The sequence below is a fragment of the Pseudomonas sp. MIACH genome (assembly GCF_001269925.1).
In the GTDB taxonomy this organism is placed as follows: domain Bacteria; phylum Pseudomonadota; class Gammaproteobacteria; order Pseudomonadales; family Pseudomonadaceae; genus Aquipseudomonas.
The window spans coordinates 547,305-563,065 of record NZ_LHVO01000002.1 but is presented as its reverse complement, the minus strand read 5'-3'; the positions used below and the strand labels follow the sequence as shown (position 1 = coordinate 563,065).

The window sequence follows — 15,761 nt, the reverse complement described above, 5'->3', positions numbered from 1 at the left end:
TAGCGTCGGGGCTTTTTTGTGCCTGAGTGGATCCTTTAGGCTGGGCGCCCACTCCGAGCAAGGATGCTCATGATGCGCTTACTGATTGTTTGTCTACTTGCCGCGCTATCCGGTTGGACCTGGGCGGAGGACTGCCCCGATGAGGCCCGAACCCAGATCGCTCCCCTGGCCGAACAGGTCCGCTTGTGGGATGACAGCTACCACCGACTCGGCCAATCCCCCGTCAGCGACGAACTCTACGATCAGGCCCGCCAGCGCCTGACCCATTGGCGCCAATGTTTCTCCCAACCCGCCCTCGAACCTGATCACCCATTGGCCAGCGCCAGAGGCACCTTGGCGCACCCGGTCGCCCATACAGGCCTGGAAAAACTGCTGGGTGAACAGGCCGTCGGCGCCTGGCTGGACACACGACAGGATGTGTGGATTCAACCAAAGGTCGACGGCGTGGCGGTGACCCTAGTGTATCGGCAGGGTCAGTTGAAACAGGTGATCAGCCGTGGCGATGGCGCCCTCGGCCAGGACTGGTCAACCTCCGCGCGCAAGATCCCCGCCATTGTCCAGCAACTGCCCGAGCCCATCGATCTGGTGCTGCAGGGCGAACTCTATTGGCGCCTCGACGAACATGTGCAATCGGCACGTGGTGGGTTCAACGCGCGCAGCAAGGTGGCGGGGCTGATGAATCGCCGACAGTTGAGCGACTCTGACGCCGCTGGCATCGGCTTTTTTGTCTGGGCCTGGCCGGACGGCCCCGCGACTTTTACCGAACGCCTGACCACCCTGGCTCGCTGGGGGTTCACCGACAGCCAGCGCTTTAGCCAGCCCGTGCAGAACATCGCCGAAGCCGTGCACTGGCGTACCTACTGGTACAACCATCCCCTGCCGTTCGCCAGCGACGGGGTGGTGTTGCACCAGGCATTACGTGCACCGGCCGAGCGCTGGCAGGTCAGTGCGCCTTACTGGGCTGTCGCCTGGAAGTACCCCACGGCCAACGCCCTGGCTGTGGTACGCAAGGTGCAGTTCAAGATCGGCCGCACCGGACGCATCACCCCCATTCTGGAGCTGGAGCCGGTAAGCCTGGACGACCGCCGGATCAGCCGGGTAAGCGTCGGCTCCTTGAGGCGCTGGCAAGCCCTGGATATTCGACCGGGCGACCAGGTGTCCATCAGCCTGGCGGGCCAAGTGATCCCTCGGCTGGACCAAGTGATCCTGCGCAACACCACGAGGGTCGACCTGTCGGTGCCGGACCCTCGGGACTTTCACGCTTTGAGTTGCTGGCAACTGGACCCCGGCTGCGAAGAACAGTTACTCGCACGCCTTACCTGGCTGAGCGGCAACCAGGGCCTGGCATTGCCGCACATAGGCCGCGAGACGTGGAACGTATTGATCGAAGCCGGTCTAATCGCAGGCTTTCTCGATTGGTTGACCCTGGATGCGGCAGAGCTTGCTAACATTGATGGCTTCGGTGAGCGCAGCCGTACGCGGCTGCTCGACAGCCTTCACAGCGCTCGGCAGCGACCCTTTGCACAATGGCTCAAGGCCTTGGGTGTACCGCCTGCGGCACGCGCAGACCTGGCGGGCAACTGGCAGACGCTGGTCGCCAGAGACACACAGGCCTGGCTGGCCATCGATGGCATAGGCCCGGGTCGCGCAGCGCAACTGAGCGCTTTTTTTCGCGACCCACATGTACAGACCTTGGCTGACACATTACGCGTGGCCGGAATAGACGGGTTTTGAACCCGTCCCGACCACCTTCAAATCACAGCAGAATTCACCCTGCTATTTGCGACCCTGGAGTTCCACATGAAATTTCTAGCCCCTCTTGCCTTGCTGACCGTCGCAAGCTTCATGGCCACGCCAGTGCTGGCCGCCGAAGAAGCCCCCGCCCTCACCGGCTGCGCTGCCAAGCGCCAAGCCATCAGCACCCAGATCGAACAAGCCAAGGCCCACGGCAACAGCGACCAGCAAGCCGGCCTGGAAAAAGCCCTGAGCGAAGTCACCGCCAACTGCACTGATGCCTCCTTGAGAAAGGAGCGCGAAAACAAGGTGCTCGATGCCAAGCACGACGTCAGCCGTCGTCAGGCCGACCTCGACAAGGCGATGAAAAAGGGCGACGCGGACAAGATCAACAAGCGTAAGGACAAGCTCGCCGAGTCACGCAAGGAACTGCAGGACGCCGTGGAAGAACTCGACCAGTAAAACCGGTCAGTGATCGCGAAACTGCTTATGGCAGGCACTGCAGGCATCTTCGACTTTCTGTACGGCAGGGGTAAGGTTGCTGGCCTTGTAGGGCTGCACCTGACTGGCAATCACCAATTCACCGGTGGCCGCTTCCAGGTCACGGGCCAGTTGCTGGAACTGCGCCTGTTTTTGCCACACATCGTCCTTGGCGCTGGTGTGATCCTCTTCGCGCACACTCGGAAAGTGTTTCCATGGTTCATGGGACAGCGCATCGAGCTTGACCGCGCCTTCGGCGAATTTCGCACCGTCAAATGCAATGCGCCCGCGCAGCATGCCGCCCAGGTCTTCGCCGGTCTTGAGCATCTGCTTGAAGATCGCCTTGCGCTGGCCCAGGGGCGAATTCGGATCGACGCCGCCGCAGGCGGACAGTGCCAGGCAGGCCAACAGTACAAGCGTCATTTTTTTAAAAGTCATGGTGGCTCAGGGTCACGGGAAACGGCGGCCAGTATCCTCGCCCCGCCCGCAAAGACCAATAGCCCTATTAATAATAAGGGTTGCCCAACGGCGCTACGGCGCAGGCAATCGCTTCAGGAATCGCGCGCATGAATCTCACTTTGAAACACTGGAGCCCCCGCCTGGCGTGGGCCCTGCCGATGATCGCACTGCTGGCCGGCTGCGATGCTGGCAAAGACGCCAGCAAAGATGAAAGCGTAAAACCTCACGCCGTGGCCACCTACGTGAGTGCCCCTTGGGAGGCTTTGCCGAGCGTCTCCGACAGCGACTTGCTGGCCGGTTTTGAATCCTGGCGCAGCGCCTGCCAACGCCTCAAGGCAGACCCTGTATGGGGCGCGACCTGTGCCGCAGCGGGCAGCGTGCCCGCCGATGCCGTGGCGGTGCGCGGTTTTCTCAAGGAGCGCCTGGATGTGTTCGGCCTGCGTTCGGCCGACAACACCCCCAACGGCTTGATCACCGGTTACTACGAACCGGTCTACCCCGGCAGCCTGACCAAGACCGCCACCGCCCATGTTCCGGTGTATGGCGTGCCGGACGACCTGATCATCGTCAATCTGGAAAGCATCTACCCGGAACTCAAGGGCAAGCGCCTGCGCGGTCGCCTTGAAGGCCGTGTGCTCAAGCCCTATGACGATGCCAGCGCGATCAACGGCCAAGGCTCCACCGCCAAGCCGATTGCCTGGCTGACCAACCCGATGGACCTGCAATTTCTGCAGATCCAGGGCTCGGGCCGCATTCAACTCAAGGACGGGCGCCAGCTGCGCGTGGGTTACGGCGACCAGAACGGCTACCCCTATCGCCCTATCGGCCGTTGGCTGGTGGAGCAAGGCGAACTGAAGAAGGAAGACGTGACCATGGGCGCCATCAGCGCTTGGGCCAAGGCGCATCCCGAGCGCATCCCGGAACTGCTGGCGAGCAACCCCAGCTACGTATTCTTCAGCGCTCGCCCCGACAGCAATGAGGGTCCACGCGGCTCGCTGAACGTGCCCTTGACCGCCGGCTACAGCGTGGCGGTGGATCGCAAGGTGATTCCGCTGGGCAGCCTGTTGTGGCTGTCGACCACCAAACCCGACGGCTCGCCATTGGCACGCCCGGTCGCTGCGCAGGACACCGGCGGTGCAATCACCGGTGAAGTACGCGCGGACCTGTTCTGGGGCACGGGTGATGCAGCAGGAGAGTTGGCGGGAAATATGAAGCAGCAAGGGCAAATCTGGATGCTATGGCCCAAGGGCGCGGCGTTGCCGCAGCTGCCGGATGCACCCACCGGAACCTGACACTCGCCGAAAACACACCGTAGGAGCGAGCTTGCTCGCGAAAAACGTCAACGATAACGCAGCGCTTTCTGGCAGCCCGCGTCGTCTGATGGTTCTTCGCGAGCAAGCTCGCTCCTACGGAAACCGGTTCAGATCGAGACGAAGAAGAAGCTCGCAATCAACGCCATGCCCACCGCCCACACCAGCGAGCGCAAGATCGCCCAGTCGGCCAGGTAGCAGATGATGTACAGCAGGCGGCTGGTGATAAACAGCACGGCCAGCACATTGATGGTCACCAGTTCGGCCGTACCGGCCAAATGGGCGACAATCACCGCCGCCGCGAAGGCTGGGGTGACTTCAAAGCTGTTGAGTTGTGCGTTATGGGCGCGCCGGGCGACCCCATCGAGGGTTTCCAGGAAAGCCCTTGGGTCGTGGTTCTGCCGTGGCCCGAACTTGCCGCCACTGAACTTGGCCACCCCCGTGCACAGGTAAGGCAGAAAAATCGCGATCAACACACACCAGAAAGCAGCCGTCATCATTCACTCCTTTTGTAGTTTTATGCAGCGATTAGAGTTCTAGCACTAAAAAACCCATATCGCACCTACCCGCTATGAGCCGCGCAGCACCGAAAGGTTCTACCGCACTTTCGCCCAAGGCCTTGCAACCTCACGCCGCTGCTGCGGTCCATCCCCCATTCACACTCCACCCCCCACCTTCCAAGGACCCCGGATGCTTGAACTTGTCGCCGCCTTCATTTGCCTCACCACCCTGCTCACCTATGTGAACTTCCGTTTTATCGGCCTGCCGCCCACCATCGGCGTGATGGTCACGGCCCTGCTGTTTTCCCTGATCCTGCAAGGCCTGAGCCTGCTCGGCTACCCAGGCCTGGAGGAACGTATCCAGCAACTGATCGGCCAGATCGACTTCGGCGACCTGCTGATGAACTGGATGCTGTCGTTCCTGCTGTTCGCCGGCGCCTTGCACGTCAACTTGAACGACCTGCGCAGCTACCGCTGGCCCATCGGCCTGCTGGCAACCTTCGGTGTGTTGATCGCCACCGTGGTGATCGGCAGCCTGGCGTATTACATCTTCGCCCTGTTTGGCTGGCACGTGAGCTTCCTTTACTGCCTGTTGTTCGGCGCACTGATCTCGCCCACCGACCCCATTGCAGTGCTGGGCGTACTGCGAACCGCCAACGCGTCGAAACCGCTGAAGACTACGATTGTGGGCGAGAGCCTGTTCAACGACGGCACGGCGGTGGTGGTGTTTACCGTATTGCTGGGCATCGCGCAGTTGGGCGAGACGCCTACCGTGGGGGCCACGGCCATGCTGTTCGCCCATGAAGCCATTGGCGGCGTGGTCTTCGGCGGGTTGATCGGCTATCTGGTGTACCTGATGATCAAGAGCATCGAACAGCACCAGATCGAAGTGATGCTGACCCTCGCCCTGGTGATCGGCGGGTCAGCGATGGCCACCGAACTGCACGTCTCCGCGCCGATCGCGATGGTGGTGGCCGGGCTGATCATCGGCAACCTGGGGCGCAAGCTGGCGATGAACGACATGACCCGGCGCTACCTGGACGGCTTCTGGGAACTGCTCGATGACATGCTCAACGCGCTGCTGTTTGCGCTGATCGGCATGGAGCTGCTGCTGTTGCCGTTCAACTGGCTGCACGTGTTCGCAGCCAGTTTGCTGGCGGTGGCGATCCTGCTGTCGCGCCTGCTGACCGTGGCCCCGGCGATCCTGTTGCTGCGCCGCTGGCGCACGGTGCCACGCGGCACCATCCGCATCCTCACCTGGGGCGGCTTGCGCGGCGGGGTTTCGGTGGCACTGGCGCTAGCCCTGCCACTGGGCCCCGAGCGCGATCTGCTACTGAGCATCACCTACATTGTGGTGTTGTCGTCGATCCTGTTGCAGGGCCTGAGCATCGGCAAGCTGGTCAAGCGCGTGACCCAGGGCGAACCCCAGGCCACACCTGACGTTCACTGATCCTTGTTGATCCGCTGCGGATGCCTCGGGTCCGCAGCGTTCTTGCCCGGCAAGCTACCCTCGCTGCGAATCTGCGCATGGCTGATCAACGCAAAGATGAAGCTGCCACCGATGATGTTGCCGGCCAGTGTGGGGCCGGCAAACACCAGCCAGAAATCCTTCCACGGCAACTCGCCGGCAAACACCAGGTACGACACTTCCGCCGAACCCACCACGATATGGGTGAAGTCCCCCAGGGCCATCAGGTAGGTGATCAAAATGATGATCCACATCTTGGCGCTTTCCATCGATGGGATCATCCACACCATGGTGGCGATCATCCAGCCGGAGACGATGCCTTTGGCGAACATCTGGCCGGCGTCGTTTTCCATGATCTTGCGCCCGATTTCCAGGAAGGCCATGTCGGTCTTGGTGTCGAAGATCGGCAGGTGCAGCATCACGTACGCCACCAGCAGGGTGCCGCAGAGGTTACCCACCAGCACCACCGACCACAGGCGTAACAGGCGCCCGGCATTGGCCAGGGTCGGCTTGCTCATTACCGGCAGCACGGCGGTCAGGGTGTTTTCGGTAAACAGTTGCTGGCGTGCGAGGATCACCGCGAGAAAGCCTGCGCAATAGCCGAAGCTGGCGATCACCTTGAAGGCTTCGCCGTCCGGCAGGCGTGAATTGAGCAACCCCATGGCCATCAGCGACAGGCCCATGGTCAACCCGGCTGCCAATGCCGACCACCACAACGCGGCGACACTGCGCTCCAGCTCCTGGTCGCCCTGTGTGCGGATAATTTCATGCAGCACTGCCGCGCGGGGCGGCTGGTTCTTGTCGACGTCCTGCTGCTCTTCCTGGGACAGGTTGGGGGTCTTGCCATCTTCTTGCGTAGCCATGGTGATACCTGAACGGGGGGGCGATGTTCAGGTACGACCTATGGTTGATCAAGAGCGTTCACTGGCCCCGAGCAGGTTTACTCGCTGATGCCGTCGTCCTGGAACTGATCCTTGACGTACTTGATCTCTGTACGGCCGTGGGGCGCAGGCAAACCGTCTTCGCCAAGGTTGACGAAGACCATTTTCTCTACAGTCAGGATGCTTTTGCGGGTGATCTTGTTACGCACTTCACAGGTGAGGGTGATGGAGGTGCGGCCGAACTCGGTGGCGGTGATGCCCAGCTCGATGATATCGCCCTGGCGCGAGGCGCTGACAAAGTTGATTTCGGAGATGTACTTGGTCACCACGCGCTGGTTGCCCAGTTGGACGATGGCGTAGATGGCTGCTTCTTCGTCGATCCAGCGCAGCAGGCTGCCGCCGAACAGGGTGCCGTTGGGGTTGAGGTCTTCAGGTTTTACCCATTTGCGGGTGTGGAAGTTCATGGTCACTCCAAAGCGTCTTGCCAAATGATGGGCAACATCATGGCAGAGCCTGCCCCCAAGCTCTATGCGCCATTGCCTATCAACCCCATGAGCGATCTGCATGCTGGCGACAGAAAGGCTTGGGAAGTGCCGCGTACACGGCTATAATCGCCCCCGCTTCAAAACGGTCATCTTCAGTTGATACCGTTTCTCCCGCCACCTGTCCGAGGGGCGCTGCAGCAGGTTCAACCTGTCAGGCTCGGATGGGGCGTTGTCCGGCCTGGTTGCCCTGGCCTGATACTAAACGCACAACGGCGCCCATTCGCACACTACGAATGGAGGCTCTTCATGAGCGCTGTAATTACGCCTGCAGATTTCAACGACTACAAAGTCGCCGACATGTCCCTCGCCGCCTGGGGCCGTCGCGAAACCTTTATCGCCGAATCCGAAATGCCAGCCCTGATGGGCCTGCGTCGCAAGTATGCCGCTGAGCAACCGCTCAAGGGCGCGAAGATCCTCGGCTGCATCCACATGACCATCCAGACTGCCGTGCTGATCGAAACCCTGGTTGCCCTGGGTGCCGAAGTGCGTTGGTCGTCCTGCAACATCTTCTCGACTCAAGACCAGGCCGCTGCCGCCATCGCCGCTGCCGGTATCCCGGTATTCGCCTGGAAAGGCGAGACCGAAGAAGAGTACGAGTGGTGCCTGGAGCAAACCATCCTCAAAGATGGCGCGCCTTGGGATGCCAACATGATCCTCGATGACGGCGGCGACCTGACCGAGCTGCTGCACAAGAAGTACCCGCAGATCCTCGACCGCGTCCACGGCGTGACCGAAGAAACCACCACCGGCGTGCACCGCCTGCTGGACATGCTGGCCAAGGGCGAGCTGAAAATCCCGGCCATCAACGTCAACGACTCGGTGACCAAGAGCAAGAACGACAACAAGTACGGCTGCCGTCATAGCCTGAACGATGCCATCAAGCGCGGCACCGACCACCTGCTGTCGGGCAAGCAAGCCCTGGTGATCGGCTACGGCGACGTGGGCAAGGGTTCGTCCCAGTCCCTGCGCCAGGAAGGCATGATCGTTAAAGTCTCCGAAGTCGACCCGATCTGCGCCATGCAAGCCTGCATGGACGGTTTCGAAGTGGTTTCGCCGTTCATCGATGGCGTCAATGACGGCACCGAAGCAAGCATCGACAAGGCCCTGCTGGGCAAGATCGACCTGATCGTGACCACCACCGGTAACGTCAACGTCTGCGATGCCAACATGCTCAAGGCCTTGAAAAAGCGCGCCGTGGTGTGCAACATCGGTCACTTCGACAACGAGATCGACACCGCTTTCATGCGCAAGAACTGGGCATGGGAAGAAGTGAAGCCACAGGTACACAAGGTTCACCGTACCGGCGCTGGCGCTTTCGATCCACAGAACGACGACTACCTGATCCTGCTGGCCGAAGGCCGCCTGGTTAACCTGGGCAACGCCACCGGCCACCCAAGCCGCATCATGGACGGCTCGTTCGCCAACCAGGTACTGGCCCAGATCTTCCTGTTCGGCCAGAAATACGCCGACCTGTCGCCGGCCCAGAAAGCCGAGCGCCTGACCGTGGAAGTACTGCCGAAGAAACTCGACGAAGAAGTGGCCCTGGAAATGGTCCGCGGCTTCGGTGGCGTGGTAACTCAGCTGACCAAGACCCAGGCCGACTACATCGGCGTGACCGTCGAAGGTCCGTTCAAGCCGCACGCTTACCGCTACTAAGTAATCAGCCCAACCTGCTCTACCTGTAGGAGCGAGCTTGCTCGCGAAAAACTCAAGGACACCGCGTACATCCTGTTTCTACGCGTTATCGTTGACGTTCTTCGCGAGCAAGCCCGCTCCTACAGTGCAGATGGGTTGCACAGTCGGCTTCTGAGTTTCAAAGGGTATGACCATGTCCCAAGACCGTCGCTACAGCTTCGAGTTCTTCCCCACCAAGACCGATGCTGGGCATGAAAAACTGATGGCGACTGCCAAGCAGTTGGCCAGCTACAACCCCGACTTCTTCTCCTGCACCTACGGCGCAGGCGGCTCGACCCGTGATCGTACGATCAACACCGTGTTGCAGCTTGAAAGCGAAGTCAAAATTCCCGCCGCTCCGCATTTGTCGTGCGTGGGCGACAGCAAGGCCGACCTGCGCAGCCTGCTGACCCAATACAAAGCCGCCGGCATCAAGCGCATCGTTGCCCTGCGTGGCGACTTGCCGTCCGGCATGGGCATGGCCAGTGGTGAGCTGCGCTACGCCAATGACCTGGTGAGCTTTATCCGTGAAGAAAGCGGCGACCACTTCCATATCGAAGTGGCGGCTTACCCGGAGATGCACCCCCAGGCACGCAATTTCGAAGACGATGTGCAGAATTTCGTGCGCAAGGCCAATGCCGGCGCCAACAGCGCGATCACCCAGTACTTCTTCAACGCCGACAGCTATTTCTACTTCGTCGAGCGTGTACGCGCCATGGGTGTGAACATCCCGATCGTGCCGGGCATCATGCCGATCACCAACTACAGCAAGCTGGCGCGTTTCTCCGACGCCTGCGGTGCCGAGATCCCACGCTGGGTGCGCAAGCAACTGGAAGCCTATGGCGACGACGTCAAGAGCATCCAGGCGTTCGGCGAACAGGTCATCAGCAACATGTGTGAAGAATTGTTGCAAGGTGGCGCGCCAGGCTTGCACTTCTATACCCTTAACCAGGCTGAACCGAGCCTCGCGATCTGGAACAACCTTAAACTGCCACGCTAGGTCGGTTTAATCGCTGTACCCAGCCCTCGTTATCACGGGGGCTTTTTTCGTCTACATATCCCCGGAAAGGAAGCCTGCAGTAAATGAATACAGCGTCCCCGACTCCCCGCCCGCAGCTGGTTTACCTGGTCTTCGGCGCCGAGACCTACCATCAGGAAGCCGTATTCAGCATCGCCAGCGCCCTGGCCCACCTCGGTGGCCCTCAGAACATGCCGTTGGATATCCAGGTGTTCAGCGACAACCCGGCCCCCTACCGTGACTTGCCGGTGCAGGTCCATACACTGGACAACGCCACGCGCCAACGCTGGAGCGAGCCCCACGGCTACCATTTCCGCACCAAACATGTGCTGTTACGCCAGGTCCTGGAAACGGCAGAGCGAGCGCTGCTGATCGACACCGACACCTTTTTCCACGACTCACCCATGGCGCTGTTCGAACGCGTCGCGCCCGGCACGGTGCTGTGCAATGCGTTCCACGCCAAGTACGGCGATAACCGCGAAAGCGTGTTGTATGAAGCCCTGGCCAAGCACCTTGCCGACAAAGGCATTGCCGACGACGACATGTGGCTGCTCAACTCGGGCGTCATGGGCCTGACCCGTCAGGACGCGCACATCCTTGATCGCTCGATCGAGTTGATGGACGAACTGTTCCCGATGGCCCAAGGCGCCTACACCCTGGAAGAGTTCTGCCTGTCGGTGGCCGCGTACCGCACGCTCAACGTGCGCCAGTGCCCGGACCTGATCCACCACTACTGGAGCCGTAAACAGCTGTTCCGCGCCAAGGTCAAGGCATGGATCAACAAGCACGCCACAGACCCCATCTGCGCCCTGGCCTTGGCCGACACCCGCAAGGTCTCGGCCCACCTGCCGCGCCCGCCGCGCCTGCAGCGCTTGATGTACAAGCTGATCACCCTGGCCTTGCCCAAACGCAAGCAGCAGTTCATCCGTGAAATCCTCTACGGCTGCTACGAGCACGAAAATGAATTCGACCAGGCCTGTGGCCCGGTTTGGTGGGACAAAGCCCTGCAAAACCAGCAAGAGCGACAAAACAGCCCAGTCGACGCGCACCAGCTCGAACATTGGTTTGCAAACCCCGTGGTACGCCTGATTCTTGGCGAGCGTCGTGCCGCCATCTATGAACACCTGATGACCTCACCGACAAAGTAGCGCCGCCCTAGGGCGCGCGTGCCAGAGCTTCTCTTTAGCGCACGGGCATCGTAACCTCAGGGTATGCCCGTCATTCTGAAGCTGTTGACCGCTGCGCTTTTCACTTGCTTGAGCCTGGCCGCTTATGGCGAGAAATTGCGCATTGTCACCGAGCCCTGGGCGCCGTATGTGTATGAGGAACACGGCGCCATGCAAGGGCTGGATTACGAAACCACGGTGATCGTGTTCCAGCGCCTGGGGGTCGATGTGCAGTGGCAGTTCCTGCCCTGGAAGCGCTGCCTGGCCATGCTTGACCAGGGCAATGCCGATGGCGCACTGGATATTTTCCACAGTCACGACCGCGACGCCCTGCTGCTGTACCCCAGCGAACCGTTGTCGGAAGTAGAGTTCGTGATGTTCTACGCCAACGAGCGCCCTCACCCGGTCCAAAGCCTTGACGGCCTTGGTGGCCTGACTGTCGGCACGTCACCAGGCTACCTGTACGGCGCGCCCTTCAGTGACTCCGATGCGTTTAACCGCGAACCGGCTCCCAGCCATGAGGCTAACTTCGGCAAATTGCTGCTGGGGCGCATCGACCTGGTGATCACCGACCGCCGGGTCGGCCAGCATGTGATCAAGGCGCTGGGCCTGGAGGGCAAGGTCAGCCAGGCCCCCGTAGTGGTCAGCCGTCAACAGCAGTACCTCGCCGTACGCCGTGGCGCGGGGATGGACCTGCTGGTACAACGCTTTGCCGCCGAACTCAAGCGCTTCAAACAGGAACCGGCCTACGCCGCTCTAAGCGCCAAATATGGTGGAATCCAAGCCAAAACAGCATCCGGACACACCGTTGAGCAGCAGGAAAGCGGCGCGCCGTGATTGCTCTGTTATACTCCGGCCTTTCCGCCAGGCTTACGCCCGGCCGCTGAGGTCCTGAAAAAGGCACCCAACCCCGCTACTGCGCAGCTTTCAGCCCGCGCGAGCCGGTGGAGTGCCCGCCAGACGCAGCAGGACCGGACGGGATTGCGCTCCCCTAAGCGCCATTCACGCCCGGCAAGATTATCCCTTTGGGCCAAGCCCTAACTAAAACAGGATTACTCATGTCCTTTGCTTCCCTCGGTCTCTCCGAGGCTTTAGTCCGCGCCATCGAGGCAGCGGGCTATACCGAGCCTACTCCGGTGCAACAGCGGGCTATCCCCGCCGTGTTGCAAGGTCGCGACCTGATGGTCGCGGCTCAGACAGGTACTGGTAAAACCGGCGGCTTCGCCCTCCCGATTCTGGAGCGGTTGTTCCCCAACGGTCACCCGGACAAATCCCAGCGTCACGGCCCGCGCCAACCGCGCGTACTGGTCCTGACCCCTACCCGCGAACTCGCCGCCCAGGTGCATGACAGCTTCAAGCTGTACGCCCGCGACCTGAAGTTCGTCAGCGCCTGCATCTTCGGCGGCGTCGGCATGAACCCACAGGTTCAGGCCATGTCCCGTGGTGTTGACGTGCTGGTCGCCTGCCCTGGTCGATTGCTCGACCTGTGCGGCCAAGGCAGCGTCGATTTGTCCCACGTGGAAATCCTCGTGCTGGACGAAGCCGACCGCATGCTCGACATGGGCTTTGTCCATGACGTGAAAAAGGTCCTCGCCCGCCTGCCGGCCAAACGTCAGAACCTGCTGTTCTCGGCAACGTTCTCCCAGGACATCACTGCCCTGGCCGGCAAGCTGCTGCATAACCCGGAGCGCATCGAAGTCACGCCGCCGAACACCACGGTCGAGCGTATCGAGCAACGCGTATTCCGCCTGGCCGCCAGCCACAAGCGTTCATTGCTGGCGCACCTGATCACCGCCGGCGCCTGGGAACAGGTGCTGGTGTTCACCCGCACCAAGCACGGCGCCAACCGCCTGGCCGAGTACTTGGACAAGCACGGCCTCACCGCCGTCGCCATCCACGGCAACAAGAGCCAGAACGCCCGCACCAAAGCCCTGGCCGACTTCAAGGCCGGTGAAGTGCGCATCCTGGTCGCCACCGATATCGCCGCACGCGGCCTGGATATCGACCAATTGCCACACGTGGTCAACTTCGAGCTGCCAAACGTCGACGAAGACTATGTGCACCGTATCGGCCGTACTGGCCGTGCCGGTCGCTCGGGTGAAGCCATTTCCCTGGTTGCACCGGACGAAGAAAAACTGCTGAAAAGCATCGAACGCATGACCAAGCAGAAAATCGCCGATGGCGACCTGATGGGCTTCGATGCCAGCGCCGTCGAGGCCGAGAAGCCTGAAGTGCGCGAGCGTCCGGACGTGCGCAACCCGCGCAACCCACGCGGTCCGAAGGGCGATGGCCCGAACGGTGGCGGTGGTGGCGGTGGTCGTCGCGACAAAGGCAAAGACAAAGGCGGCAAGGAAAAAGCGCCAACCAACGGCCGTGGCGAACGCCCGGCCCGCGAGCAGAAGCCCCGCGAAGGCACCCCGGCCCGCGAACAGCGCCAGCCGAGCCAGCCGCCCCGCGCTGCTGACCGTGCCCCGGACGAGTTCCTCGACGACGACGTGGATAACTTCGGTAACCGCGTTGACTACGTGCCCCAGGCCAAACCGGCCCAAGGCCGTGGCCGTCGTCCAGGTGCTCCGGCGCCGGGCGCAGCTGCCGGCACTGGTGCTCCACGTGGTGGCCAGCCTCAGGGCGGTCGTCAGAACGGCCCGCGCAACAGCAGCGGCGGCACTACCGGCACCCCGCCGGCCAAGCGCAGCGGCCCGCGTAACGGCGCACCGCGTGACGGCCAGGCGCGTCGCGAAGACTCGCGCAGCAACAACCGCCGCCCGGCCCGTGACGACCAGCCGCGTTTGTCCGAGCCTGCCGTGCAGAACCCGCGCGGTGGCCCGGCGCCAAAGATCATCCACAAGGAGTCGAAGGCTGATCGCTTCCCGACACCTGAGCAGTTGGATCAACTGCCAGGCCGTCCTCGTGGTGAAAAACCAGCGCTGCTGACCCGCAACCGCGAAGCATAAAAAAAACCCGTATCGCGAGATACGGGTTTTTTTTGCCTGTAGGAGCGAGGGGGACGCCTAGTTCTTGCTCGCGAAGGTCGTCAACGATAACGCTGGCAGCCTGAATAAACGCGGTGTCTCTACGTTTTTCGCGAGCAAGCTCGCTCCTACCTGCGGAGCATTACTTCGCTTTCACGCCTTCCAGCGAGATGTCCAGGTCGACAGTCTGGGAACTCGGGCCTGGGCCTTTGATGCCGAAGTCGTTCAGGTCCAGCGTGGTCTTGGCGTTGAAGCCAGCACGTTCGCCGCCCCATGGATCCTTGCCTTCACCGTTGAACGTGGCCTTGAAGGTCACAGGCTTGGTCACGCCGTGGAAGGTCAGGTCGCCCGTCACGTCAGCAGTTTTTTCGCCGGTGGATTTAACCGCGGTGGACACGAACTTGGCGTCCGCGAACTTGGCAACGTCGAGGAAATCCTTGCTGGCGATGTGCTTGTCACGTTCAGCGTGGTTGGACCACAGGCTGGCGGTTTTCACGTCGACTGCGATTTTGCTGGCCTCAGGCTTGGCGGCATCCCAGCTGAACGTACCATCCCAGTCCTTGAAGGTACCGTGGATGTAGCTGTAGCCCAGGTGGCTGATTTTCCAGTCGATGAAGGCGTGCTGGCCTTCCTTGTCAATCTTGTAGTCAGCAGCCATCACCTGACCTGCAGACAGCAGCGCTGTACCGATTGCCAGAGCGGCGAGGGTCTTTTTCAACATGCTTTCTATTCCTTGTGAGTCGAGGTTGAACATCAGGCTTTGCGCCCCAGCATTCGCGTGAGGGTCGCATCACGATCGATAAAGTGGTGTTTCAACGCAGCCACGCCGTGCAAGCCGGCGAAGACCACCAACACCCAGGCGAGGTACAGATGCACCACGCCAGCGGTGTCTGCCTGGTCCGGTAGACCGGAAACCACGGCAGGAATTTCAAACAGGCCAAACACCGGGATACCGACACCGTCTGCGGTGGAAATCAGGTAACCGGCGATCATCACGGCAAACAGCCCGAGATAAAGGAACGCGTGGCCGAACGCGGCACCGATGCGAGTCAAGCGGCTGTAACTGGCCAGCGGCGGAGGCGGCGGGCTGATCAAGCGCCAGACAATACGTACCAGCATGATGGCGAACAGCGTGATGCCAATGCTCTTGTGCAGGTCCGGTGCTTCTTTGCGCCAGGCGCTGTAGTAGTCCAGACCCACCATCCACAAGCCCAGGGCAAACAGGCCGAATACCACCAGGGCCACGCCCCAGTGCAAAATCATACTGACCCAGCCATACCGGGCTGGAGAGTTACGTAGCTGCATGTACTTAATCCCGTAAGAGCTGCGCCCAAGACTAGCGATTTACCTATCGAATTAAAGCGGAAAATTTTGCTTTGAAATATCGAGAAATACGATCTGGAGCCTATGCACAGTAAGTTAACGACGGATTAAGGACTATTCCTAAGAAACGTGACAGTCCGTCCTGCGTTTACTGCCAATTACCCACAATGGGTTGTGACACGGGCCGCCATTGCATAGGCTTGCGCGATTGTTTCGCCTGCGCCAGCCGCA

Annotated in this window: 15 protein-coding genes and 1 riboswitch; of the genes, 9 read left to right on the top strand and 6 right to left on the bottom strand. The window is 61.1% G+C overall.

The window, feature by feature from the left end; translation table 11 throughout:
- Window positions 1–69 precede the first annotated feature (69 nt).
- Entirely contained in the window at window positions 70–1,734 is a 1,665-nt protein-coding gene (gene ligB, locus AD670_RS02640) for an NAD-dependent DNA ligase LigB (RefSeq protein ID WP_053128071.1), read from the top strand.
- A 66-nt stretch (window positions 1,735–1,800) separates the two neighbouring features.
- Entirely contained in the window at window positions 1,801–2,196 is a 396-nt protein-coding gene (locus tag AD670_RS02635; RefSeq protein WP_053128069.1) for a DUF1090 domain-containing protein, read from the top strand.
- Between the two features lie 6 nt (window positions 2,197–2,202).
- On the opposite strand, the gene AD670_RS02630 is transcribed toward AD670_RS02635, so the two are convergent.
- Window positions 2,203–2,652 carry a cytochrome c gene (locus tag AD670_RS02630; RefSeq protein WP_053128067.1) on the bottom strand — a complete coding sequence of 150 codons (450 nt, stop codon included), beginning with the start codon at window positions 2,650–2,652 and terminating at the stop codon, window positions 2,203–2,205.
- A gap of 128 nt (window positions 2,653–2,780) precedes the next feature.
- On the opposite strand from AD670_RS02630, the gene AD670_RS02625 reads away from it, so the two are divergent.
- Window positions 2,781–3,965, top strand: coding sequence for a murein transglycosylase A (locus AD670_RS02625; protein ID WP_053128065.1), 1,185 nt, complete (start codon window positions 2,781–2,783; stop codon window positions 3,963–3,965).
- 128 nt (window positions 3,966–4,093) lie between these two features.
- Here the strand turns inward: AD670_RS02625 and AD670_RS02620 are convergent, their stop codons facing one another.
- On the bottom strand, window positions 4,094–4,480 hold the full coding sequence (locus AD670_RS02620) for an MAPEG family protein (RefSeq protein WP_053128063.1): 387 nt from the start codon (window positions 4,478–4,480) through the stop codon (window positions 4,094–4,096).
- A 193-nt stretch (window positions 4,481–4,673) separates the two neighbouring features.
- Between AD670_RS02620 and AD670_RS02615 the strand changes: the two genes are divergently transcribed.
- Window positions 4,674–5,933 (top strand): sodium:proton antiporter, encoded by a 1,260-nt coding sequence (locus tag AD670_RS02615; protein ID WP_053128061.1) that lies wholly within the window; start codon window positions 4,674–4,676, stop codon window positions 5,931–5,933.
- Here the strand turns inward: AD670_RS02615 and AD670_RS02610 are convergent.
- Together AD670_RS02610 and AD670_RS02605 are read right to left on the bottom strand one after the other, a co-directional pair.
- Window positions 5,927–6,814: a formate/nitrite transporter family protein gene (locus tag AD670_RS02610; RefSeq protein WP_053128059.1), complete on the bottom strand. Its 888-nt coding sequence runs from the start codon at window positions 6,812–6,814 to the stop codon at window positions 5,927–5,929. The genes AD670_RS02615 and AD670_RS02610 overlap by 7 nt on opposite strands.
- A 77-nt stretch (window positions 6,815–6,891) precedes the next feature.
- Complete coding sequence (locus AD670_RS02605) at window positions 6,892–7,296, bottom strand: acyl-CoA thioesterase (protein WP_027606051.1); 405 nt, start codon at window positions 7,294–7,296, stop codon at window positions 6,892–6,894.
- A 199-nt stretch (window positions 7,297–7,495) separates the two neighbouring features.
- Window positions 7,496–7,602, top strand: a riboswitch (S-adenosyl-L-homocysteine riboswitch).
- A gap of 21 nt (window positions 7,603–7,623) precedes the next feature.
- On the opposite strand from AD670_RS02605, the gene ahcY reads away from it, so the two are divergent.
- From ahcY to AD670_RS02580, 5 genes are all read left to right on the top strand, one after another.
- Window positions 7,624–9,033 (top strand): adenosylhomocysteinase, encoded by a 1,410-nt coding sequence (ahcY, locus tag AD670_RS02600; RefSeq protein WP_053128057.1) that lies wholly within the window; start codon window positions 7,624–7,626, stop codon window positions 9,031–9,033.
- A 172-nt stretch (window positions 9,034–9,205) separates the two neighbouring features.
- On the top strand, window positions 9,206–10,051 hold the full coding sequence (gene metF, locus AD670_RS02595; protein WP_053128055.1) for a methylenetetrahydrofolate reductase [NAD(P)H]: 846 nt from the start codon (window positions 9,206–9,208) through the stop codon (window positions 10,049–10,051).
- An 83-nt stretch (window positions 10,052–10,134) separates the two neighbouring features.
- A complete protein-coding gene (locus tag AD670_RS02590; RefSeq protein ID WP_053128053.1) occupies window positions 10,135–11,217 on the top strand; it encodes a hypothetical protein in 1,083 nt (360 codons plus the stop codon).
- A 63-nt stretch (window positions 11,218–11,280) separates the two neighbouring features.
- Window positions 11,281–12,072 (top strand): ABC transporter substrate-binding protein, encoded by a 792-nt coding sequence (locus AD670_RS02585; RefSeq protein WP_053128051.1) that lies wholly within the window; start codon window positions 11,281–11,283, stop codon window positions 12,070–12,072.
- A gap of 221 nt (window positions 12,073–12,293) precedes the next feature.
- Entirely contained in the window at window positions 12,294–14,189 is a 1,896-nt protein-coding gene (locus tag AD670_RS02580) for a DEAD/DEAH box helicase (protein WP_053128050.1), read from the top strand.
- A gap of 160 nt (window positions 14,190–14,349) precedes the next feature.
- Here the strand turns inward: AD670_RS02580 and AD670_RS02575 are convergent, their stop codons facing one another.
- Entirely contained in the window at window positions 14,350–14,928 is a 579-nt protein-coding gene (locus tag AD670_RS02575; RefSeq protein ID WP_053128049.1) for a YceI family protein, read from the bottom strand.
- 32 nt (window positions 14,929–14,960) lie between these two features.
- Entirely contained in the window at window positions 14,961–15,512 is a 552-nt protein-coding gene (locus AD670_RS02570) for a cytochrome b (RefSeq protein WP_053128048.1), read from the bottom strand.
- Window positions 15,513–15,761 lie beyond the last annotated feature (249 nt).

What these genes read in the sequence shown, in the direction of transcription:
- ligB (WP_053128071.1), top strand. Translation starts at nt 70, where the DNA reads ATGATGCGCTTACTGATTGTTTGTCTACTTGCCGCGCTATCCGGTTGG.
- AD670_RS02635 (WP_053128069.1), top strand. Translation starts at nt 1,801, where the DNA reads ATGAAATTTCTAGCCCCTCTTGCCTTGCTGACCGTCGCAAGCTTCATG.
- AD670_RS02630 (WP_053128067.1), bottom strand. Translation starts at nt 2,652, where the DNA reads ATGACTTTTAAAAAAATGACGCTTGTACTGTTGGCCTGCCTGGCACTG.
- AD670_RS02625 (WP_053128065.1), top strand. Translation starts at nt 2,781, where the DNA reads ATGAATCTCACTTTGAAACACTGGAGCCCCCGCCTGGCGTGGGCCCTG.
- AD670_RS02620 (WP_053128063.1), bottom strand. Translation starts at nt 4,480, where the DNA reads ATGACGGCTGCTTTCTGGTGTGTGTTGATCGCGATTTTTCTGCCTTAC.
- AD670_RS02615 (WP_053128061.1), top strand. Translation starts at nt 4,674, where the DNA reads ATGCTTGAACTTGTCGCCGCCTTCATTTGCCTCACCACCCTGCTCACC.
- AD670_RS02610 (WP_053128059.1), bottom strand. Translation starts at nt 6,814, where the DNA reads ATGGCTACGCAAGAAGATGGCAAGACCCCCAACCTGTCCCAGGAAGAG.
- AD670_RS02605 (WP_027606051.1), bottom strand. Translation starts at nt 7,296, where the DNA reads ATGAACTTCCACACCCGCAAATGGGTAAAACCTGAAGACCTCAACCCC.
- ahcY (WP_053128057.1), top strand. Translation starts at nt 7,624, where the DNA reads ATGAGCGCTGTAATTACGCCTGCAGATTTCAACGACTACAAAGTCGCC.
- metF (WP_053128055.1), top strand. Translation starts at nt 9,206, where the DNA reads ATGTCCCAAGACCGTCGCTACAGCTTCGAGTTCTTCCCCACCAAGACC.
- AD670_RS02590 (WP_053128053.1), top strand. Translation starts at nt 10,135, where the DNA reads ATGAATACAGCGTCCCCGACTCCCCGCCCGCAGCTGGTTTACCTGGTC.
- AD670_RS02585 (WP_053128051.1), top strand. Translation starts at nt 11,281, where the DNA reads ATGCCCGTCATTCTGAAGCTGTTGACCGCTGCGCTTTTCACTTGCTTG.
- AD670_RS02580 (WP_053128050.1), top strand. Translation starts at nt 12,294, where the DNA reads ATGTCCTTTGCTTCCCTCGGTCTCTCCGAGGCTTTAGTCCGCGCCATC.
- AD670_RS02575 (WP_053128049.1), bottom strand. Translation starts at nt 14,928, where the DNA reads ATGTTGAAAAAGACCCTCGCCGCTCTGGCAATCGGTACAGCGCTGCTG.
- AD670_RS02570 (WP_053128048.1), bottom strand. Translation starts at nt 15,512, where the DNA reads ATGCAGCTACGTAACTCTCCAGCCCGGTATGGCTGGGTCAGTATGATT.